General features: G+C 66.6%; 19 protein-coding genes. 9 read left to right on the top strand and 10 right to left on the bottom strand.

The features are described 5' to 3' along the window. Window positions 1-59: 59 nt before the first annotated feature. A complete protein-coding gene (locus BDW16_RS21530; protein WP_164513740.1) occupies window positions 60-218 on the top strand; it encodes a hypothetical protein in 159 nt (52 codons plus the stop codon). A gap of 58 nt (window positions 219-276) precedes the next feature. Here the strand turns inward: BDW16_RS21530 and BDW16_RS18730 are convergent, their stop codons facing one another. Continuing rightward, window positions 277-1713 carry an MFS transporter gene (locus BDW16_RS18730; RefSeq protein ID WP_241230550.1) on the bottom strand — a complete coding sequence of 479 codons (1437 nt, stop codon included), beginning with the start codon at window positions 1711-1713 and terminating at the stop codon, window positions 277-279. A gap of 167 nt (window positions 1714-1880) precedes the next feature. Here BDW16_RS18730 and BDW16_RS18725 point away from each other — a divergent pair, with 167 nt between their 5' ends. Beyond that, window positions 1881-3026 carry an acyl-CoA dehydrogenase family protein gene (locus tag BDW16_RS18725; protein ID WP_066574279.1) on the top strand — a complete coding sequence of 382 codons (1146 nt, stop codon included), beginning with the start codon at window positions 1881-1883 and terminating at the stop codon, window positions 3024-3026. A gap of 108 nt (window positions 3027-3134) precedes the next feature. Beyond that, complete coding sequence (locus tag BDW16_RS18720; protein WP_066574281.1) at window positions 3135-3923, top strand: SDR family oxidoreductase; 789 nt, start codon at window positions 3135-3137, stop codon at window positions 3921-3923. Here BDW16_RS18720 and BDW16_RS18715 read toward each other — a convergent pair. From BDW16_RS18715 to BDW16_RS18700, 4 genes are all read right to left on the bottom strand, one after another. Then, window positions 3920-4243, bottom strand: coding sequence for a UrcA family protein (locus tag BDW16_RS18715; RefSeq protein WP_066574283.1), 324 nt, complete (start codon window positions 4241-4243; stop codon window positions 3920-3922). The genes BDW16_RS18720 and BDW16_RS18715 overlap by 4 nt on opposite strands. 97 nt (window positions 4244-4340) lie before the next feature. Further along, on the bottom strand, window positions 4341-5807 hold the full coding sequence (locus BDW16_RS18710) for a M56 family metallopeptidase (RefSeq protein ID WP_066574285.1): 1467 nt from the start codon (window positions 5805-5807) through the stop codon (window positions 4341-4343). Then, window positions 5807-6181: a BlaI/MecI/CopY family transcriptional regulator gene (locus tag BDW16_RS18705; RefSeq protein WP_066574984.1), complete on the bottom strand. Its 375-nt coding sequence runs from the start codon at window positions 6179-6181 to the stop codon at window positions 5807-5809. Before BDW16_RS18705 ends, BDW16_RS18710 begins: the two co-directional genes overlap by 1 nt. A 58-nt stretch (window positions 6182-6239) precedes the next feature. Beyond that, window positions 6240-6677: a helix-turn-helix domain-containing protein gene (locus BDW16_RS18700; protein WP_066574297.1), complete on the bottom strand. Its 438-nt coding sequence runs from the start codon at window positions 6675-6677 to the stop codon at window positions 6240-6242. Between the two features lie 73 nt (window positions 6678-6750). Here BDW16_RS18700 and BDW16_RS18695 point away from each other — a divergent pair, with 73 nt between their 5' ends. Continuing rightward, window positions 6751-7596: a class I SAM-dependent methyltransferase gene (locus BDW16_RS18695; RefSeq protein WP_066574302.1), complete on the top strand. Its 846-nt coding sequence runs from the start codon at window positions 6751-6753 to the stop codon at window positions 7594-7596. Here the strand turns inward: BDW16_RS18695 and BDW16_RS18690 are convergent. Continuing rightward, entirely contained in the window at window positions 7593-9851 is a 2259-nt protein-coding gene (locus BDW16_RS18690; protein WP_066574304.1) for an NADP-dependent malic enzyme, read from the bottom strand. The genes BDW16_RS18695 and BDW16_RS18690 overlap by 4 nt on opposite strands. A gap of 188 nt (window positions 9852-10039) precedes the next feature. Here BDW16_RS18690 and BDW16_RS18685 point away from each other — a divergent pair, with 188 nt between their 5' ends. The 3 genes from BDW16_RS18685 to BDW16_RS21405 all read left to right on the top strand — a co-directional run bounded on the left by BDW16_RS18685 (window position 10040) and on the right by BDW16_RS21405 (window position 13554). Further along, complete coding sequence (locus tag BDW16_RS18685) at window positions 10040-10723, top strand: hypothetical protein (protein WP_100362800.1); 684 nt, start codon at window positions 10040-10042, stop codon at window positions 10721-10723. A 90-nt stretch (window positions 10724-10813) separates the two neighbouring features. Further along, window positions 10814-13387, top strand: coding sequence for a DNA mismatch repair protein MutS (gene mutS, locus BDW16_RS18680; protein WP_066574311.1), 2574 nt, complete (start codon window positions 10814-10816; stop codon window positions 13385-13387). Further along, window positions 13384-13554 carry a hypothetical protein gene (locus BDW16_RS21405; RefSeq protein WP_157081371.1) on the top strand — a complete coding sequence of 57 codons (171 nt, stop codon included), beginning with the start codon at window positions 13384-13386 and terminating at the stop codon, window positions 13552-13554. The genes mutS and BDW16_RS21405 overlap by 4 nt, the downstream gene beginning before the upstream one ends. Here the strand turns inward: BDW16_RS21405 and BDW16_RS18675 are convergent. Continuing rightward, the gene (locus BDW16_RS18675) at window positions 13551-14135 is read right to left on the bottom strand and encodes an NADPH-dependent FMN reductase (RefSeq protein WP_066574992.1); all 585 of its coding nucleotides are present in this window, start codon (window positions 14133-14135) and stop codon (window positions 13551-13553) included. The genes BDW16_RS21405 and BDW16_RS18675 overlap by 4 nt on opposite strands. Window positions 14136-14340: 205 nt before the next feature. Here BDW16_RS18675 and BDW16_RS18670 point away from each other — a divergent pair, with 205 nt between their 5' ends. Then, window positions 14341-15207, top strand: a complete 867-nt coding sequence (locus tag BDW16_RS18670) for a hypothetical protein (RefSeq protein ID WP_066574314.1) — start codon at window positions 14341-14343, stop codon at window positions 15205-15207. 379 nt (window positions 15208-15586) lie between these two features. Here BDW16_RS18670 and BDW16_RS18665 read toward each other — a convergent pair whose 3' ends face one another. Together BDW16_RS18665 and uvrB are read right to left on the bottom strand one after the other, a co-directional pair. Continuing rightward, the gene (locus tag BDW16_RS18665) at window positions 15587-16105 is read right to left on the bottom strand and encodes a hypothetical protein (RefSeq protein WP_066574317.1); all 519 of its coding nucleotides are present in this window, start codon (window positions 16103-16105) and stop codon (window positions 15587-15589) included. A gap of 50 nt (window positions 16106-16155) precedes the next feature. Beyond that, a complete protein-coding gene (gene uvrB, locus BDW16_RS18660; protein WP_066574319.1) occupies window positions 16156-18345 on the bottom strand; it encodes an excinuclease ABC subunit UvrB in 2190 nt (729 codons plus the stop codon). 644 nt (window positions 18346-18989) lie between these two features. Here uvrB and BDW16_RS18655 point away from each other — a divergent pair. After that, window positions 18990-19553, top strand: a complete 564-nt coding sequence (locus tag BDW16_RS18655) for a DUF3617 domain-containing protein (RefSeq protein ID WP_083954180.1) — start codon at window positions 18990-18992, stop codon at window positions 19551-19553. Window positions 19554-19561: 8 nt separating this feature from the next. Here BDW16_RS18655 and BDW16_RS18650 read toward each other — a convergent pair whose 3' ends face one another. Further along, window positions 19562-20026 carry a hypothetical protein gene (locus BDW16_RS18650; RefSeq protein WP_066574323.1) on the bottom strand — a complete coding sequence of 155 codons (465 nt, stop codon included), beginning with the start codon at window positions 20024-20026 and terminating at the stop codon, window positions 19562-19564. Between the last annotated feature and the right edge of the window lie 2 nt (window positions 20027-20028).

Raw genomic sequence — 20028 nt, 5'->3', positions numbered from 1 at the left:
ATGAACTTCGGGAATCACGAGTCATACAGGATGCAGAGAAATTTACAGGAGAAGCCACCATGAAGACGCCCGAACCCGCCAGCGCCCGCCCGGTCTTCTCGACCGCCGACTTCGCGCTGCTCAAGGAAGCGGTCGCCGACTATACGCGCAAGATCGCCGACGATCCCCGCTCGGTCCAGTTCGCGAACCTCTATCACCGCCTCGGCCGCCTCGGCTGAAGCAAGATTCCTGGGGAGGAAGGTGCCCGCTGGAGGAAGCTCCGGCGGGCACTCCGTCTCACCCCTTCGCGGCGCCGATCCGCGCATCATGCTCGGCCTTGCCGAACGGGAAATGCGCGTAGAACCACGCCGCGGCCCAGCCGAGCGCGAGATAGCAAAGGGTGAAGATGATGGTCAGCCGATCGACCGTCTCGGCCGGCACCTGCCCCGGCTTCGCCCCGTCGGGAAACCCGGCGATCCACAAGATCAGCCCGGCCAGCCCGATGCCGACCCCGCTCGTGCATTTCTGGACGAAGAAGGATCCGGCAAAGAATACGCCCTCGGACCGCCGCCCGGTCTGCGCCTGCGACTGTTCGACCACGTCGGCCATCATCGATCCGCCGAGCATGAAGGCGGAGACGCTGCATGCGACGTTGACGATGTAGATGCCGAACAATGTGGGCAGCAGGGCCGGATCGCCCGGTTCTGGAAAGACGCCGGCCAGCCGCAGCCAGAACGGCAGGCCGAGCAGCACCGGCGCCAGGGTCATGAACACCGCCGCCGCCTTGCGCTTGCCCCATCGCCGGGCGACCCGCGGCGCGATGAAGAAGGCGGCGAGCACGCCAGCGAACAGCACCCCGCCCAGTGCAGCGAAGGCTGCGGCCGGGAACAGCCAGACGAAGGTGTAGAGATAGTTGGACAGCGCAAAATTGACCCCTTGCGCCGAATAGGCACAAAGACCGGCAAGCATCAGCAGCGCAAAGGCGCGGTTGTGCACCGTCTCGATCAACTCGCCGAACGTTTCCCTAAGCGTCGCCTTCCCGATCTCGGGTCGCGGCAGCCGCGCGATCTCGTGATGGGTGCCCAGTGCGGAGATCAGGATCGCGCCCGCCATCGCCGCCGCGCCGACGGCCGCGAACAGGCCATAGCCTTCGCGGTTGAGCAGGCCGTTGGGTTGCCCCTCGCCAGGAACCAGGAACAGCGTGTACGCCGCGACCAGCATCGCCAGACCGCCCGCCCAGCCGAACAGATAGCGATAGGCCATGATCCGCGTCCGCTCGTCATAGTCCGCCGTCAGCTCCGGCGTCAGCGCGACCGACGGCACCTCATAGGCAGACACCGCCGTGCGTACGACCACGGCGGTCGCGAACACCCAGGCGAGCATCGCCGCGTGCGGCAGCTCGGGCGGGTTCCACAGCAACAGCCAGCCGAGCGCGATCGGAATCGCCGATCCGTACATCCATGGATGCCGCCGCCCCCAGCCGCTGCGGGTGCGGTCCGACGCCGCGCCGATCGCCGGATCGATCATCGCGTCCAGGATCAGTGCGGCCATGATCGCCGCGCCCACCTGCACTGCGGGCAGCCCGATCACCTGATTGTAGAACAGCAGCAGAAAGGTCTGGAAGCCCGCGTCCTTCACCCCATAGGCGACAGCGCCGAAGCCATAGGCCAGCATCGACCGGCTGCTGATCCGTCGCGCCCGGGGCGCCGCCGCGGGTTGAGTCGTGCCGTCCATCGCTCTCTCCCGCTGCCGCCGGCCGCATCGTACGCGCCGCATTTTGCAGTTTTCGGTCAGCATATGGCCGCCCTGCAATGCGTCAATCCGTCAATTTTCAAAATCGGGGTATGTTGCGGAGCCGCACCCTTCGGGTATAGCTGGGGCAAATTTCAGGAGAGGATGGCATGGCGCTCGACCCCGAGACGTTCGACGCCCTGATCGATACGGTCCGCCGCTTCGTCGCGCAGCGGTTGCGCCCGCTCGAGAGCGAAGTCGAGGCCGCCGACGCGATCCCCGACACCATCGTCGAGGAGATGAAGGCGCTCGGCCTGTTCGGCCTGTCGATCGCGGAGGAGTTTGGCGGGCTCGGCCTGACGATGCTTGAGGAATGCCGCGTGGCGATCGAGATGGGGCGCACCACCCCCGCCTTCCGCTCGACTTTCGGCACCAATGTCGGCATCGGCTCGCAGGGCCTGGTCATGGCCGGCACGTCCGAGCAGAAGGCCGCGTGGCTGCCCAGGATCGCCAGCGGCGAGATCATCACCAGCTTCGCGCTCACCGAACCCGATGTCGGCAGCGACAGCGGCGCGGTGAAGGCGCGCGCCGTCCGTGACGGCGACGTCTATCGCCTCTCCGGCACCAAGCGCTTCATTACCAATGCCGACAAGGCGTCGCTGTTCACCGTCATGGCCCGCACCGGCGACGAACCCGGGGCGCGCGGCGTCTCGGCCTTCCTCGTACCCAGGGACCTGCCCGGCATCTCGATCGGCGAGCCCGAGAAGAAGATGGGGCAGAAGGGGGCGAAAGTCGCCGACGTGATCTTCGACGATGTCCCCGTCCCCGCCGCCAACCGGCTCGGCGAAGAGGGCGAAGGCTTCAAGATCGCGATGCGCGTGCTCGATCGTGGCCGCCTGCATATCAGCGCGGTCAGCGTCGGCGTCGCCGAGCGGCTGATCGCCGACTGCGTCGCCTATGCGTCCGAGCGCAAGCAATTCGGCAAGCCGATCGCCGAGCACCAGCTGATCCAGGCCATGCTCGCCGACAGCAAGACCGAATGCCTCGCCGCGCGCGCACTCGTCCTCGAAACCGCCGCCGCCAAGGACGCCGGCAAGGATGTCGTCATGGAAAGCGCCGCGGCCAAGCTGTTCGCGACCGAGATGGTCGGCCGCGTCGCTGACCGCGCGGTCCAGATCTTGGGCGGCGCGGGCTATATCGAGGATTACGGCATCGAGCGGCTCTATCGCGACGTCCGCCTGTTCCGCATCTACGAAGGCACCAGCCAGATTCAGCAGCTCATCATCGCGCGCGAGACGCTGAAACGCGGGGGCTAGACAACACAAACCGTCACCCCAGCGAACGCTGGAGCCTCCGTGGCGGAGCGAACGGCCTGACGAACAAGACTCCGGCCTCTAGCTGGGGAGACGAATTGGGAGAGAGACGTGGACACCAGCAACTTCTTCAGCCTCAAGGGCCGCATCGCACTCGTCACCGGCGGCAGCCGCGGCATCGGCAAGATGATCGCCGAAGCCTTCATCGCCCAAGGCGCCAAGGTCTATATCTCCTCGCGGAAGGCCCCGGCGTGCGAGGAGACCGCCGCCGAGCTCGGCCCCAATTGCATTCCGATCCCGATGGATGTGTCGACGGTCGAGGGCTGCAAGGCGCTCGCCGCCGAACTCGCCAGCCGCGAAGACCATCTCGACGTCCTCGTCAACAATGCCGGCGCGGCCTGGGGCGTAGCGTTCGAGGAATTTCCGGAAAGCGGCTGGGACAAGGTCATGGACTTGAACGTCAAGTCGCCCTTCTTCCTCACCCAGGCATTGCACGATCTGCTCAAGACCAATGCCAGCCACGCCGCCCCGTCCAAGGTGATCAACATCACCTCGATCGACGGGCTGCGGCTCAATCCGTGGGAAACCTATAGCTATCACGCGTCGAAGGCGGCGCTGATCTACCTCACCAAGCGCATGGCCGCCCGGCTTATCCGCGATGGGATCATCGTCAACAGCCTCGCCCCCGGCGCCTTTGCCAGCGAGATGAACAAGGCGGCGCGCGACCATGGCGATACCGTCGCCAAGGCGATCCCCATGCGCCGGGTCGGTACGCCCGACGACATGGCCGGCGCCGCGATCTTCCTCGCCAGCCGCGCCTCGGACTATGTCGTCGGCGATACGCTGGTGGTCGATGGCGGGCTGGTCAATGCGTCGCTCGGCGTCAGTATCGACGGCTAGAGCTGCCGTCCCTTTACCCCGGCCTCCTTCCGCGCGAGGAAATAGGCGCGGCGGAGGTCCGGACGCATCTTGCCGACGATCCACGACCGAAACATGTCGGCGCAATAATAGGGATCGGCGCGCGCGCCATGCGGCGTCATTTCCGCACCGTAGACCGCACAGTAGGTCTGCGCCGCCCGGGTCACGCGCTGCCGGAGCGCCGCCCTTCCATCGCGACTCTCGAGTGCAAGGTCGCCATAGGCCAGCTTCGCGACCGGCTCCGCCCGTCCCTCGGCACAGGCGCTCAGCAGCAGGATCGAAAACAGGATCGTCCGTCGCATCTTCCTTCTCCCTTCAATGTCGTCAGGCAAGCCGCTCCCGTGGCGGGAATCCCGCTTCCGGTCGCAATCCTGATGATGTTCGCCGGCTAGTCGGCGATCAGCCGCCCGGCCCTCTCAATGCGCGTGCCCGCGCCTCGAATTCGTCGGCCTGCGCACGCATCTCCCTGACTTGCTTGGCAATGTCTGCGCGTTCTTCGCCATCGACCCCGGGCAGTTCCGCGGTCAGTTCGACATTGCGCGCGCCGTTCCGGATTTCCCGGGCGGCCTGGCTAATCTCGTTGGCAGCTTGCTTCGCCCACTCGGGCGTTTCCTCGCTCCGCGGCAGGGGTGGCGACGAAGGCGATGCCGTGACCGCCTCGTCACCCCGCCTGATCACCGACGCGCCTGTCTGGCCGACGATACGGAGGGGTGCCGACTGCGGCGCGCTTGCGACCCGCGCCGCCGGGACCGGGGTGGGTTGAGGCAGCGCCCTCGACGGATCGCCTGCGAACGGTAGCGGCGCCCTTGCAGCCGGACGCGCCGAGAGACGATCTGGCTCTGCCCGGGCGGGAGCGGTGGCCGACGCGGTCGCTTGAGCCGCCCCGGGGCCTGCCGCCCGCGTGATGGGCGTGTCGCTGGCTGGCGCAGCAGGCACCAGCCGGGCGACCGCGAGCGGCGGCGCCGCAATCGCCGTGCAGACCAACGCCGCCGCCGGGATCGCGCAGCTTCCGGGGCGGTGCCGGTGCGTCGCGATATGCGTGATCCGTTCGGCCAGCGCGTTGGGCCACAATGCCATCCCGGTCGCCACCCCGCGCGCTGCCGGCGCCGTCGCGAAGCTGAGCAGCGCTTCGGCATAGTCGGCGCGTTCGATTCCGCGAACCGCGGCCTCGTCCGCAGCGGTCTCGCCACGGCGCACGAGCGTCCGGTTGAGCAGCCAGACCAGCGGGTTGAACCACAACAGCGCTGCTACAATCCGCGCCGTAACCAGCATCGGCCAGTCGAACCGGCGGATATGCGCCATCTCGTGCGCGATCACCGCATCCGCCTGCGCTGCACGTTCCAGCGTCGCGCGATCGATCAGAATCCAGGCCGGCGCGATACCCCAACTGATTGGAGTCACGACATCGTCGGAAACCAGCAGCCGCACCGGCCGCCGGAGCTGTGCGCGGCTCCGGGTCAGCGCTGCCTGCCAGCGCGGTTCGACTGCGTCCTTGCCCCGACTCGTCCATCGCGCCAGAACGGCCATGCCGATGCCGAGATGGAGCAGCGCCGCCCCGGCCCCCAGCATATAGAGCAGCCCGACAAGATCGATACCCGTTCCGGTCGCCGTCGGCGGGATCGGCGCAACCGCTGCCGACGTGGGCGCGCGTACTCCTTCCACTGCCTCCGGGGCTGGAAGCAACGCGACATCCAGCGACGGCAGCAACAGAATCGCGGCCGGAAGCAGCACGAGCGCGACCACCGCGGCCCGCAACACGAACACCCGCTCCGCTGCGGGTCTGCCGCGCATCGCCCGATCCGCAATCAGCGCCAGCACGGCGATCAGCGCAGATTTCCACCCTAGTTCGATCAGAACCGGCAGCATCACTTCGCCTCCTTCCGCGCCTGATCGATCACACGCTGGATCGCGTCGATCTCGTCGGGCTCCAATCTTGGCTGCATGCCCAGCAACGCCGTCGCCGCGCTGGCGGCGGAACCTTGGAAGAAGGTCTGCACCAGCTTCTGCAGCGCAGTCTCGGCGACCGCCCCGGCGCGCGGCGCGGGCGCATAGACATAGGCCTGGTTGGCGGTGCGGTGCGTCACCAACCGCTTCGCTACGAGCCGCCCAAGCAGCGTGCGCACCGCCGAATCCGACGGCGGATCGGTCATCGCGTTGCGCACCGCGGAGGCGGTCGCCTCTTCCAGCCCGCACAGGATTTCGAACACCTCTCGCTCACGGCGTGGCAACGACTCGATCATACCCATCTCCTGCTACACCTGTAGCATGCTACAAATGTAGCAGCAACCGGTTACATGATCATGGCCGATCGAGACGCGGAACGGCGCCCGCCCGCCTTGCCAGCACGCCGCTGGCCGCCGCCTTCACGATCCGCCGAAAGGTCGGACACTCCATATGGCTTGGCGCCGGACAGGCCGCCGCATGGCGCAGCCCGTCGCGCATCGCACTCAGCCTTCGGACCAGCGTATCGATCTCGTCCGCCTTCGCCATCAGCATGCCGCGATCGATCACCGCCATCCCGCGCGGATCGAACATCGCCGCGATCTCGTCGAGCGAGAACCCTGCTTGCCGCCCCAGCGCGATCAGCGCCAGCCGATCGAGCACGCCCGCCCCGAAAATCCGCCGCAATCCGCGCCGCCCGATCGATTCGATCAACCCGCGCTCCTCATAGTAACGTAGCGTCGATGCCGGCACGCCGGAGCGTTTCGCAACCTCGGCAATATCGAGCGGCATCATGGCTTGACCTCAAGTCGGCTTGAAGTGGCAGGGTGCGGCACCAGCACCCCCGAATCAAGCGAAAGGAGTCTTTATGGGTGAGCAGAACATCGCGGCGATGAGCCAGTCCGACCTATGGAACGGGCCTGCCGGTCAGGCATGGCTGCACATGCAGGCCCTGCTCGACAGCCTGTTTGAGCCCTTCGAGGCGTTGCTGGTGGATGCCGTCCGTTGGCATGGTCCGCATGCGGTTCTCGACATCGGCTGCGGCACCGGCGCAACCACACTCGCCATTGCCCGCGCGCTCGCCCCGTATGGGAGCTGCACCGGTGCCGATCTGTCGCAGATGATGATCGATCGCGCCCGCCAGCGCGCGGCCCAGGAGGCCGAAGGCGTCCACGCCAACTTCCGCAGCGGCGACGCTTCACGCCTCGAAGGCGCCGGTCCGTTCGACATGGCGACCTCGCGCTTCGGCGTCATGTTCTTCGACGATCCCGCTGCAGCCTTCGAACGCATCCGTGCCGCGATGGTGCCGGACGCGCCGCTCGCTGCGATCGCCTGGCGTTCGCCCGCCGAGAACCCGTTCATGACCTGTGCCGAACGCGCCGCCGCACCGCTGCTGCCCCCGCTCCCGCCGATGCAGCCCGGCGCGCCCGGTCAATTCGCTTTCGCCGATCCGGAGCATGTCCGCGCGATCCTGGACGCGAGCGGCTGGCGCGACGTCACGCTCAGCCCGATCGACATCGCCTGTACCATGCCCGAAGCGGAGTTGATGCCTTATCTCTCCAATCTCGGCCGGATCGGCATTGCGTTGCAGAAGGCGGACGCGGCGACCCGCGACCATGTCTTCGGCATCGTCCGCGCCGCCTTCGACCCGTTCGTCGATGGCAACACCGTCCGCTTCAACGCCGCTTGCTGGATGATCGAGGCCCGCGCCTAGCGGGTAACGCCCCCGGCCGCGAGCACCGCCAGCGTCACCAGTTCGCTTGCAGTGCTCGTCATCGGCGCGACCTGAACGGGCTTTTCCATGCCCACCAGCATCGGCCCGATCACCGAATCCCCGCCCAGCTCGCGCAGCAGCTTCGCCGAGATGTGCGCCGACTGGAGGCCCGGCATGATCAGCACGTTCGCCGGGCCGGAGAGGCGAGCGAACGGATAGTTCGCCAGCTGGCGCGGGTTGAGCGCGACGTCGGGCGTCATCTCGCCCTCATATTCGAAGTTCACCTTGCGCTCGTCGAGCAGCTTCACCGCCTCGCGCATATTCTCGAGGAACGCGCCCTTGGGATTGCCGAAGTTGGAGTAGCTCAGGAACGCGACGCGCGGCTCATGCCCCATGCGGCGCGCGACCTGTGCGGTCTGCTCGGCAATGTCGGCCAGTTCCTCGGCGTTGGGCCGTTCGTTCACCGTCGTGTCGGCGATGAACACCGTGTGGCTTTGTCCGACCAGCAAATGAACGCCGAACGCGGTGCGTCCCTCGCCCACATCGATCACGCGCCGGATCTCGCGCATGTTCTGCGAATAAGGGCGGGTGATGCCGGTGATCATCGCATCGCCCTCGCCCAGCTGCAGCAGCAGCGAACCGAAGATATTGCGGTCCTGATTGACCATCCGCTCGCAATCGCGGCGCAGATAGCCGCGGCGCTGAAGCCGCTTGTAGAGGAAATCGACCATCGCCGGCACCAGCGGCGAATGACGGCTGTTGTGCACCTCGAAGCTCTCGGGGTCGCTCACGCCCAGCGCCTTGAGGCGATCATGGACATCGTCGCGGCCGACCAGCACCGGCGTGCCGTAGCCGCCTTCGCGGAACGCGATCGCCGCGCGCAGCACCACTTCTTCCTCGCCCTCGGCAAAGATCACGCGCTTGGGATGCGCGCGTGCGCCTTCATAGGCCAAAGTCAGCACCGACGTCGTCGGGTTGAGGCGACTGCGCAGCGTGTGGCGATAGGCCGCCATGTCGAGGATCGGCTTGGTGGCGACGCCCGAATCCATCGCGGCCTTGGCGACGGCGGCGGGGACGACTTCCATCAGCCGCGGATCGAACGGCGCCGGGATGATATAGTCGGCACCGAAGCTGTGCGCGCGGCCATAGGCCATCGCCACTTCCTCGGGCACCTGCTCGCGCGCCAGCTCGGCGATCGCCTGCGCCGCGGCGATCTTCATCTCGTCGTTGATCCCGGTCGCGCGCACGTCGAGCGCACCACGGAAGATGAACGGGAAGCCGAGGACGTTGTTGACCTGGTTGGGATAGTCCGAGCGCCCGGTGGCCACGATCGCGTCGGGGCGAACGCCCTTGGCCAGTTCGGGCCGGATCTCGGGCTCGGGGTTGGCCATCGCAAAGATGATCGGCGCAGGCGCCATGTCCTTGACCATCTCGGGCTTGAGCGCGCCCGCGGCCGAAAGGCCCAGGAACACGTCGGCGCCGACCAGCGCGTCGGTCAGCGTCTCGCGGTCGGTGGCGACGGCGTGCGCCGACTGCCACTGGTTCACGCCTTCACGGTCCGGGGTGATCACGCCCTTGCGGTCGCACATCAGCACATGGTCGTGCTTGACGCCCAGTGCCTTGATCAGCTCGGTGCAGGCGATCGCCGCGGCGCCCGCGCCGTTCACCACCACCTTGATCTCGCTCATCCGCCGGCCGGTCAACAGGCAGGCGTTGATCAGGCCCGCCGCGGTGATGATCGCGGTACCGTGCTGGTCGTCATGGAACACCGGGATGTTCATGCGTTCCCGAAGAGTCTGCTCGATGATGAAGCATTCGGGCGCCTTGATGTCCTCAAGGTTGATGCCGCCGAAGCTCGGCTCCATCAGCTCGACCGCGTCGATGAAGCGATCGACATCCTCGGTCTTGAGCTCGATGTCGATCGAATCGACGTCGGCGAAGCGCTTGAACAGTACCGCCTTGCCTTCCATCACCGGCTTGGACGCGAGCGCTCCGAGATTGCCCATGCCCAGGATCGCGGTACCGTTGGAGATCACCGCGACGAGGTTGCCCTTGGCGGTATAGTCATATGCCGTCGCCGGATCGTCGGCGATCGCCTGCACCGGGACGGCGACGCCCGGCGAATAGGCGAGTGCCAGGTCGCGCTGGGTGGTCAGCGGCTTGGATGCGACGATCTCGATCTTGCCCGGCCGGCCCTCCGAATGGAACAGCAGCGCCTCGCGCTCGGAAAACTGGACATTGGCTTCTTCGGACATTCTTCTCTCCCGGTCACGATCCCTTTAGGCACGGCCCCGCGTCACCGCAATCTGGCGCTTTGCAAGAGACACGCGGAAACCCGATCCTGCGCCGGCCCCGAAATCGAGCCATTCTGTGCGGAAATCCGCACATGGTGATCCGCCGTCGCGCGATTGCCGCATCTCGGAGCCTTCGGTATCCAGCGATCATGACAGTCGATACGCCCGATCAGGACCGCATTGCTCAGCTTGAGGCGAAAGTCGCCGAGCTCAGCACCCGTGAAGCCGTTTTCGGCCCGCGCCTCGGCAAGCTGGTCAAGCTGCTGCCCTGGCTGATGGCCAGCCATCTCCTGATCGGCGCACCGGCGATGCTGATTTCGGTCGGAGTCGCCTATTTCACCTTCGTCCAGGCGGAGGCGACGAAGAAGATGCAGCAGGCCGATGCCTGGCCCTTCCTCTCCTATGGCACCAGCAACAGCGGCCTCAACGACAAGGGCGAGCGGATGATCTCGCTCAACCTCTCCAATAACGGCGTCGGCCCCGCGCTGCTCGGGCCGGTCGAGATCCGCTATCAGGGTCAGCCGGTGCGCGACCCGCGCGATCTGCTCACCAAATGCTGCGGCTTCCAGCCCGATAGCCGGCTCAATCTCTCCACCTCGCCATCGTCCGGAATTGTTGCCCGCCCCGGGGAGTCGGTCAAGTTCATGCAGGTCGCCGAGATCCCTGCGAGCAAGGCACTGTGGAACCGCTTCGAGACCGAACGGTGGAAGCTTCAGGTCCGCTCCTGCTATTGCTCGATCTTCGACGAATGCTGGACGATCGAAGGATCGCAGGCCAGGCCCAAGCCGGTTGCGCAATGCCCCACCGACTGGGTCCAGTTCCGCGAGCGGTGATCCATCCACAGTTTGTCGGCGCGTCCGCTCTTGCCGCTCGCGCCTGAATCCCTATCGAGTCCCCTGATGGCCGACGCCGCTCCCACCCCCATGATGGCGCAGTATCTCGCGCTCAAGGCCGAGGCGGCCGATTGCATGCTCTTCTATCGCATGGGCGATTTCTACGAGCTGTTCTTCGATGATGCGAAGCTCGCCAGCGGAATCCTCGACATCGCGCTGACAGCGCGCGGTGAGCATGGCGGTGAGAAGATCCCGATGTGCGGCGTGCCGGCCCATGCGATGGACGGCTATCTCGCCCGCCTGATCAAGGCCGGACAGCGCGTCGCCATCGCCGACCAGATCGAAACGCCCGAGGAAGCGAAGAAGCGCGGCGGCTCCAAGGCGCTGGTCGCGCGCGCGATCATCCGCGTCGTCACCGCCGGCACGCTGACCGAGGAATCGCTGCTCGACAGCCGCTCGGCCAACTGGTGCGCCGCGATCGGCGAAGCGGGCGGCGAAACCGCGATCGCCGCCGCCGACATATCGACCGGCCGGTTCGAGATCCTCGAATGCGCGCCCGAAGCGGTCGGCGCAGCCCTCGCCCGGCTCAGTGCCGCCGAGGTGATCGCCGCCGACGGGAGCGAAGCGCTCGACGTCACCGGCTACCGCCCGCGCGGCGAGTTCGACAGCAGCGGCGGCGAAACTCGCCTCAAGCGCCTGTTCGACGTCGCAACGCTCGACGGTTTCGGCCAGTTCGGCCGAGCTGCCCTGTCCGCCGCGGGCGGCCTCGTCGCCTATCTCGAACATACCGCCAAGGGCGCGCTGCCGTTCCTGCGCCCGCCGCGTATCACCCGCTCCGACGCCAGCATGGCGATCGACGCGGCGACCCGCGAAAGCCTCGAGCTGACCCAGAGCCAGGCCGGTACGCGCAAAGGCAGCCTGCTCGATGCGGTCGACCGCACCGTCACCGGCGCGGGCGCGCGCCTGCTCGGCGCCGACATCGCCGCGCCGCTGATGGACCGCCCGGCAATCGAGACGCGGCTCGACCTCGTCCAGCGCTTCCACGACGAGCCGGGCCTGCGCGAAGACCTGCGCGCATCGCTCCGCGCCCTGCCCGATATCGGCCGCGCCATCGGACGCCTTGCCGCAGGCCGCGGTTCGCCCCGCGATCTCGGCCAGCTGCGCGACGGTCTCGACGGCGCATGGCGCCTCGGCGAGACGCTCGGCAAGCTGCCCGAACCGCCCGCGCTGCTGGCGTCGCTAGCGCCCGATCTGCGCGGCCATGGCGCGCTGATCGACCTGCTCCAGCGCGCGCTCGTCCCCGCCCCACCCATCGACGCGTCCAATGGCGGATACATCGCCGAAGGCTATGACGCCGCGCTCGACGATCTGCGCGACGCGGGCGCCGGCGGTCGCCGCGCCATCGCCGCGCTCGAGGCCGATTACAAGCAGCGCACCGGCATCGCCGCGCTCAAGATCAAGCATAACGGTGTGCTCGGCTATCATATCGAAGTCGCCGCCAAGCATGCCGACGACCTCATGCGCCCCGACAGCGGCTTCACCCATCGCCAGACGCTCGCAGGGGTGGTCCGCTTCAACGCACCCGAGTTGCACGAGATCGCGATCAAGGTGACCCAGGCCGGTGCCCATGCACTCGCCGCCGAGGCCGCGCATCTCGAAGACCTCACCGCCGCCGCGCTCGCCCGCAGCGAGGCGATCGCCGCCACCGCCGATGCGCTCGCCCGGCTCGACGTGGCATCCGGCCTCGCCGAACGCGCGGCCGAGGGCGGCTGGACTCGCCCGGCGCTGGTCGACCATGCCTGTTTCGAAGTCGAGGGCGGGCGTCACCCGGTTGTCGAGGCGGCGCTCGCACGCAGCGGAGAACGCTTTGTCGCCAACGACTGCGTTCTTTCCGAAACCGACCGGCTCTGGCTCGTCACCGGCCCGAACATGGGCGGCAAGTCGACCTTCCTGCGCCAGAACGCGCTGATCGCGGTACTCGCCCAGGCCGGCGCCTATGTCCCTGCCACCCGGGCGAAGCTCGGCCTGGTCGATCGCCTGTTCAGCCGCGTCGGCGCGTCGGACAATCTGGCGCGCGGCCGCTCGACCTTCATGGTCGAGATGGTCGAGACCGCGGCGATCCTGGCGCAGGCGACCCCGCGCAGCTTCGTCATCCTCGACGAGGTCGGCCGCGGCACTTCGACCTATGACGGACTCGCCATCGCCTGGGCGGTGGTCGAGGCGATCCATGAGGACAATCGCTGCCGCTGCCTGTTCGCGACGCACTATCACGAGCTGACCCGCCTCGCCGAGCGTTGCGACGCATTGTCGCTGCACAATGTCCGCGCGCGCGAGTGGAAGGGAGACCTCATCCTGCTGCACGAGGTCGCCGAAGGGCCGGCCGACCGCAGCTACGGTCTCGCCGTCGCGCGACTTGCGGGCCTCCCGCCCGTTACCATCGCGCGCGCCAAGGCGGTGCTGGCCAAGCTCGAGGCCGGACGCGAAAAGACCGGCGGCATCGCCGCAGGCCTTGACGATCTGCCGCTGTTCGCCGCCGCCGCCGAGCATGAGGAGGAGGCCGTCGATGCCCTCCGCACCGAGCTTTCCAGCCTCGACATCGACAGCCTCAGCCCGCGCGATGCGCTCGATGCGCTCTACCGGCTCAAGGGGTTGATCGAGGCGTGATGCGCGAATCCGGCTTTCTCGGGCTGCTCCAGATCATCTTCGACTGCGTGCGCGACGGCTTCGGGCTGCGGCGCGCCTGGGCAGTGATGGCCGTCATCGTATTGATCCTCGCCGCACCCTTCCTGTTGTTCGCGCTGCTCGTCTATCTGATTTCGCTCATCTTCTAGCCGCTCTTCGCGCGCTGAGCGCTAGCTGCCTCGATCCACCACAGGAACTCCGCCGCGAAGCGCCCAAAGCCGCGCTCCAGCGCCGCGCCGCCCTCTCCCTGGGGCACGTCGTCCGCGTCGAGCGTCTGGCCGATCTGCGCGACGGTGATCGTCGCCGGCACCACCGCCATGCCCATCTCGGTCAGCGTCGGATGCCACATCGAGTTGCTCCGCGCGCCGGCCAGCCGCCCGCCCGAATAGCTCACGATCGCCGCAGGCCGCCGCGCCCACTCGGCCAGGAAATGATCGGTCAGGTTCTTGAGCCCTGGCTGCATGCCCCAATTATACTCGCCCGCGACGAACAGAAATCCGTCGGCATTGCGCAGCTTCTCCGCCAGCGCCTCCATCGCCGCCGGCGCCTCGCCCGGCGCATAGTCGATATAGCGCTTGTCGAGCATCGGAAGGCCGACCGCCTTCGCATCGATCAGCTCGGCGTCGCAGCCGCGCTCGGCCATCCGTGCGGTCACCCAGCGCGCCAGCCTGATGCCCATGCGGGCCTCGCGGTACGAGCCATAGAAGGTGAGGATCCGGTGTTCTGGCATCTGATTCCACTTTCGCATCAAGCCGACGGGTTGGGTTTGGCCGCCTTAGCTGATAGGGTCCCCATGCCAAACCGGCCGGACCATTCTGGTCCATTTCATCGAGCGCCATCCAGCGCCGCGCCCTGCCATCTGCGGGGCAAAATCGTCCGCGCTACGCCACAGCACGCGCCTCATGCCCGGACAAAAGTCAGAAGGGGAACACCCAATGTCTCAGCCGATCATCGTCGATCAACCCGGAGAAACCAAGGCGAACATGGACGCCATCTACGGTGAAGCCGATCCGCGCGCCTATTTCCGGGAACTCGGCAAGTTGGACTACCGGATTCCCGAGCTCGCCAAGCCGATCTTCGAACGCATCGTCGGGCTGCTGCGGCGCGAGCGGCCGGCACCGATCCATGCGCTGGACCTTGGCTGCTCTTACGGAATCAACGGCGCGCTGCTCAAGCATGGCCGATCGATCGACGAGCTTGGAAACCACTGGTCCCGGCCCGAAATTGCCGCGGCGGACTCCGCCGAGGTGATCGCCGCCGATCGCGACTATTTCGATCCCGCCCGTGCCGATGACGATCTCGTCCTGCTCGGCCTCGACGTGTCCCGCCCGGCGATCGACTATGCCGAGCAGGCCGGTTTGATCGACAAGGGGCTGGCGATCAATCTCGAGACCCAGCCCCTGCCCGGGGATGCCCATTCCCTGTTGGAACCGGTCGATCTGGTGATGTCCACGGGCGCCGTGGGCTATGTGACCGAAGCGACGTTCGAACGGCTGCTGCCGGCCGTGACCACCAGCAACCCGCCTTGGATCGGCAACTTCGTCCTGCGCATGTTCCCCTTCGACGCGATCGACGAAACCCTGAGCCGCTGGGGCTATGTCACGGAGAAGCTGGAAGGACACAGCTTCATCCAGCGCAGCTTCGCATCAAGCGAGGAAGAGCAGCGCATCTTGGCCGAGCTCGAATCGATCGGGCTGGACCCGACCGGACTGGAGGCCGAGGGCAACCTTCACGCGGAGTTCTTCCTGTCTCGCCCTCGCGCGCAGGCCGGATTGACCGTCAACGAATTGCTCGCCGCCTAGAGTATCGCGCAAAATGAAAGAGGCCACCGGGGCCATCCCTGGCACCCGGTGACCTCCGACATGGTCAGCGGCCGGAAGCTCCAGCCCGGGAGACCATGCGGGCCGCTTGTCCGCTGCTGGCGCCGTTGATTGGGGGAGGATACCCCCCGTGCGCCTTACCGGTGGAGGGCTTCCACCGGATGCAGTCTGAACTTAGCGGCGCGTCTCCCGAACGAACTGAACCGACCCCATTGCTGAACCATGAGACATCGGATCACCTCCTTTCGCTTGTTAGAACGCTGTACCCGGCCTGGATACAAGGCGACTTTGAATCATCCGGATTCGGAGAACAAGTCTTGTTTTAAATTGCGAAATCGGCGATTCATGGAGGTCTGGGCGTTTAACCCCGGCAATCCTCCACTACCCGCAGCACTTCAGCCCAGGCCGGCACCACCAGCGGTGGCGCGCCGGGTGTCTCGACGATGAAACGCCCGCGGCTGTAGCCCATCGCATCGACCAGCTGATCGCTTGCGGGCAGCGTCGCCGACGCACCGTCGGTCGAACCATTGGTGGTCAGGCTGCGCGCGGTCGAACTGGTCCGCACCGTCATCGTCCCCGGCGCGACGCCGCGCCGGGTGAGCTGCAGCTGGCGCACCGAGCGGTCGCAACGCAAGGTAAGCGCCGGATCGCCCCCTTGCCCGAACAGAGCGAGCGAACCGCGCGAATCCTGCCGGTAGTTCCACCCGCCCGGCGTCAGCGGCCAGTCGCGCCAGTCGCTGCTCGCGGGCGGCGGTGGGGGCTCCGGCGCTGGGGCGGGAGCCGGAACCGGGAGGGGCCGCGCGGGCGCTGGTGGCGGGGCGGACGGCGCCACGCAACCGGCGAGGACGGCGAGCGACGCGAAAGCAAAAATGACACGCATATCGAGCCTTATGGGCGAAGCCGCCCGGCGGCTCAACCGCATGGGACGCCTCAGCGCCGCCCCCCGCCCCACTTGCGCTGCACCTTGCCGAACCTACCCTTGCGCGTGCCCGGCTTGCCTTCGTTGCTGCGACCCATCACCGGCGCGCGATGCTGGTCGTGCGGCAGGCCCAGTTCCTCGGCCTCGAGCGAGCGGATCTCGTCGCGCAGGCGGCCGGCTTCCTCGAATTCGAGGTTGGCGGCAGCATCGCGCATCTTCTTCTCGAGCTCCTCGATATACGCGCGCAAATTGTGGCCGACCATGTGCGCGGGGCCGTCCTCGATCTCGACCGTCACCTGATCCTTCGACGCGACATGCGCGATGATGTCGCCGATGTTGCGCTTGATCGTGGTCGGGGTGATGCCGTGCTCGCGGTTATAGGCTTCCTGCTTCTCGCGGCGGCGGCTGGTCTCGTTGAGCGCGCGCTCCATGCTGCCGGTGATGCGATCGGCATAGAGGATCACGCGCCCCTCCACGTTGCGCGCGGCGCGGCCGATCGTCTGGATCAGCGAGGTCTCCGATCGCAGGAACCCCTCCTTGTCCGCGTCGAGGATCGCAACCAGCCCGCACTCGGGGATATCAAGCCCTTCGCGCAGCAGATTGATCCCGATCAGCACGTCGTACACGCCCATGCGCAGATCGCGAATCAGCTCGATACGCTCCAGCGTCTCGACGTCCGAATGCATGTAGCGGACCTTGATCCCCGCCTCGTGCATATACTCCGTCAGGTCCTCGGCCATGCGCTTGGTCAGCGTGGTGACGAGCGTGCGATACCCCTTCTCGGCGGTCTTGCGGCACTCGACGATCAGGTCCTGCACCTGCTCCTCGACCGGCTTGATCTCGACCGGAGGGTCGATCAGGCCGGTGGGGCGGATCACCTGCTCGCTGAACACGCCGCCGGTCTGGTCCATCTCCCATCCGCCCGGCGTCGCCGATACGCATACCGTCTGCGGCCGCATCGCATCCCATTCGTTGAAGCGCAGCGGGCGGTTGTCGATGCAGCTCGGCAGGCGGAAGCCATATTCGGCCAGCGTGATCTTGCGCCGGTGGTCGCCGCGCGCCATCGCGCCGATCTGCGGCACGGTCTGATGGCTCTCGTCGACGAACAGCAGCGCATTTTCGGGCAGATATTCGAACAGCGTCGGCGGCGGCTCGCCGGGCAGGCGGCCGGTGAGGAAACGGCTGTAATTCTCGATCCCCGCGCAACTGCCGGTCGCGGCGATCATCTCCAGGTCGAAATGGGTGCGCTGCTCCAGCCGCTGATGCTCGATCAGCTTCCCCTCGGCCTGCAATTCCTTGAGCCGCTCGGCCAGCTCGTGCTTGATCGCCTCCATCGCCTGTTTGAGCGTCGGCCCGGGCGTGACGTGGTGCGAGTTCGCATAGACGCGGATGTGATCGAGGTTCGCGACCTTGGCGCCGGTCAGCGGGTCGAATTCGGTAATCTCCTCGATATCGTCGCCGAAGAAGCTGATCCGCCAGGCGGTATCCTCATAGTGCGACGGGAAGATCTCCAGGCTGTCGCCGCGCACCCGGAAATTGCCGCGCGCGAAGGCGGCGTCGTTGCGCTTGTACTGGAGCGCGACGAGCTTGCGGATGATCTCGCGCTGGTCGGCGACCTGGCCCTTTTTCAGGTCGAAGATCATCGCCGAATAGGTCTCGACCGATCCGATGCCATAGAGGCACGAGACCGAGGCGACGATGATCACGTCGTCGCGTTCGAGCAGCGAGCGGGTGGCGGAATGGCGCATCCGGTCGATCGCCTCGTTCACCGAGCTTTCCTTCTCGATGTAGGTGTCCGACCGCGGCACATAGGCCTCGGGCTGGTAATAGTCGTAATAGCTGACGAAATACTCGACCGCATTCTCGGGGAAGAAGCTCTTGAACTCGCCATAGAGCTGCGCGGCGAGGATCTTGTTGGGCGCGAGGATCAGCGCTGGGCGCTGAAGCGCCTCGATCACCTTGGCCATGGTGAAGGTCTTGCCCGAACCGGTGACGCCGAGCAGCACCTGATCGCGCTCCCCCGCCAGCGCCGCCTCGGTCAGTTCCTTGATCGCGGTCGGCTGGTCGCCCGAGGGAGTGTATTCGCTGACCAGCTTGAACGCCTTGCCGCCCTCGCTCTTCTCGGGACGGGCGGGTCTGTGCGGTACGAAACCCGGTCCGGTCTCAGGCTCGGCAAGGCTGGTGCGGATCTGAATCGTCATGGCGCGAATATGGGGCCTTCAGATGGGGGTGCAATCGGGTCCGGTTGGCAGCCGATTCACAATGTTCACGGAGATGCGGGGTTTTGCACGGCGGCCCCAGAGAGAGGGGCATGACACGCGACCGCGACGCGACAGGTCGGCGACAGTGACGCGACACCTGCGCGACGGGAACGCGCCTGACAAGCGACGGAAATTGTCAGTGCGAGCCTAGACCTACAATCGACCGGATTCTGCATTGGCACCTCACCCATGAGAGGTTAGCACGATCCAGAGAACAAATAAAGAACAATCTGTGCCGCCACGAACCAGACTGCTGCTTGCGCCTCCTTTGTGGTCGCTCGCGATGAAATACTAACGTGGGTGGCTGAATACCGTCCGTGATCTGACCCCACAACAGGGCCATTGGGCAATCGATACATCGATGGTGTGGATCAAGTCGTTGATCATGCGGCTCTAGCTGTTCGGAAATACGGCGAGCAACAGCAAGGGAGTTGAGTCAATATGACGAACGCCCAGCCAGTTCGTGCGGACAAGTAAAATATGTCTAAAATACGGCAAACTTCGCCACATTGTTGACAAATTTTGTTCCGCGTGCGTTATGCGCAACGGGCCGTGCCCCAAGCGTAACGAAGCAGGAGCCAATTATGTCCCGACTGAACCCGCTGTTGTTGCTTTGCCCCCTCGCCCTTGCCGCGTGCGGCGGTGGCGGGCCCACCGTGAAGGGTGAGAATGTGTCGGTCGCCGACGTCGCCAAGGCGACTCAGGATGCCGTGAAGATGCAGCCCGGCCAGTGGCAGACCCAGATCAAGTTCGTCTCTGTCGACATGCCGGGCCTGCCCAAGGCGCAGGCCGATGCGATGGGCCAGCAGATGGCCAAGGCATCGGAAACCACCGTCGAGACCTGCCTGACCCCCGAAATGGTCAGCAAGCCGCCCAGCGAGATGTTTGGCGGCAAGGCCGGCGGCGGCTGCATCTATGACAAGTACGAACTGGCCGACGGCAAGCTCAACGCGGTGATGACCTGCAAGCCGCAGGGCGGCGCCGGCGGCGAGGTGAAGGCGACGACGACCGGCACGATCGGCAGCGCTGCCTATGAACTGGCCAGCGACACCGAAATCTCCGGCGGCCCCGGCGGCACGATGAAGATGAAGACCCAGGTCATCGGAAAACGCGTGGGCGAATGCACCGCGCCGCAGACCAAGGGCTGATCCAGGCCCTAGTCCGCGGGGCGATAAGCCACCCGCCACATCGCCAGCGCAATTCCGGCCGCGGCCAGTGCGATCAGCGCACTGGTCGCGGTTGCGCTCAGCCAGCGGAACAGCGCAACCCGCCCGTCACTGGGCGGCGCATCGAACAGACCGAAGCCATGGGTCTGCGCGGCGACGAACACGACCATCGCCAGTGCCGCGCCCAGCGCCGCAGCATGCCACGGCTTGCGCCAGCCCATGACATGAAAGCCGAGCCACAAGGGCGCAGCGACCGCCGCGATCCCGAGCGTCACGAACAGCGCGCCCAGTGCCCAGGCGACCATCAGCGACGTCGCGTCGGCCTGCCCGCCTGCGAGGACGAGCAGCAGGACCAGCACCCCGCCCAACGTCCCGCCCGTGGCGAACGCGAAGCCCACCCGGTCCAGCGTCGTTTCGTAGCGGCGCAGCGGCGCACGCGAGCGATCTTCGTCCACCC

The sequence above is a fragment of the Sphingomonas koreensis genome (assembly GCF_002797435.1).
In the GTDB taxonomy this organism is placed as follows: domain Bacteria; phylum Pseudomonadota; class Alphaproteobacteria; order Sphingomonadales; family Sphingomonadaceae; genus Sphingomonas; species Sphingomonas koreensis.
The sequence above is the reverse complement of the archived record's forward strand: the minus strand, read 5'-3'. Positions and strand labels throughout refer to the sequence as shown.

What these genes read in the sequence shown, in the direction of transcription:
- BDW16_RS21530 (WP_164513740.1), top strand. Translation starts at nt 60, where the DNA reads ATGAAGACGCCCGAACCCGCCAGCGCCCGCCCGGTCTTCTCGACCGCC.
- BDW16_RS18730 (WP_241230550.1), bottom strand. Translation starts at nt 1,713, where the DNA reads ATGGACGGCACGACTCAACCCGCGGCGGCGCCCCGGGCGCGACGGATC.
- BDW16_RS18725 (WP_066574279.1), top strand. Translation starts at nt 1,881, where the DNA reads ATGGCGCTCGACCCCGAGACGTTCGACGCCCTGATCGATACGGTCCGC.
- BDW16_RS18715 (WP_066574283.1), bottom strand. Translation starts at nt 4,243, where the DNA reads ATGCGACGGACGATCCTGTTTTCGATCCTGCTGCTGAGCGCCTGTGCC.
- BDW16_RS18710 (WP_066574285.1), bottom strand. Translation starts at nt 5,807, where the DNA reads ATGCTGCCGGTTCTGATCGAACTAGGGTGGAAATCTGCGCTGATCGCC.
- BDW16_RS18705 (WP_066574984.1), bottom strand. Translation starts at nt 6,181, where the DNA reads ATGATCGAGTCGTTGCCACGCCGTGAGCGAGAGGTGTTCGAAATCCTG.
- BDW16_RS18700 (WP_066574297.1), bottom strand. Translation starts at nt 6,677, where the DNA reads ATGATGCCGCTCGATATTGCCGAGGTTGCGAAACGCTCCGGCGTGCCG.
- BDW16_RS18695 (WP_066574302.1), top strand. Translation starts at nt 6,751, where the DNA reads ATGGGTGAGCAGAACATCGCGGCGATGAGCCAGTCCGACCTATGGAAC.
- BDW16_RS18690 (WP_066574304.1), bottom strand. Translation starts at nt 9,851, where the DNA reads ATGTCCGAAGAAGCCAATGTCCAGTTTTCCGAGCGCGAGGCGCTGCTG.
- BDW16_RS18685 (WP_100362800.1), top strand. Translation starts at nt 10,040, where the DNA reads ATGACAGTCGATACGCCCGATCAGGACCGCATTGCTCAGCTTGAGGCG.
- mutS (WP_066574311.1), top strand. Translation starts at nt 10,814, where the DNA reads ATGATGGCGCAGTATCTCGCGCTCAAGGCCGAGGCGGCCGATTGCATG.
- BDW16_RS18675 (WP_066574992.1), bottom strand. Translation starts at nt 14,135, where the DNA reads ATGCCAGAACACCGGATCCTCACCTTCTATGGCTCGTACCGCGAGGCC.
- BDW16_RS18670 (WP_066574314.1), top strand. Translation starts at nt 14,341, where the DNA reads ATGTCTCAGCCGATCATCGTCGATCAACCCGGAGAAACCAAGGCGAAC.
- BDW16_RS18665 (WP_066574317.1), bottom strand. Translation starts at nt 16,105, where the DNA reads ATGCGTGTCATTTTTGCTTTCGCGTCGCTCGCCGTCCTCGCCGGTTGC.
- uvrB (WP_066574319.1), bottom strand. Translation starts at nt 18,345, where the DNA reads ATGACGATTCAGATCCGCACCAGCCTTGCCGAGCCTGAGACCGGACCG.
- BDW16_RS18655 (WP_083954180.1), top strand. Translation starts at nt 18,990, where the DNA reads ATGTCCCGACTGAACCCGCTGTTGTTGCTTTGCCCCCTCGCCCTTGCC.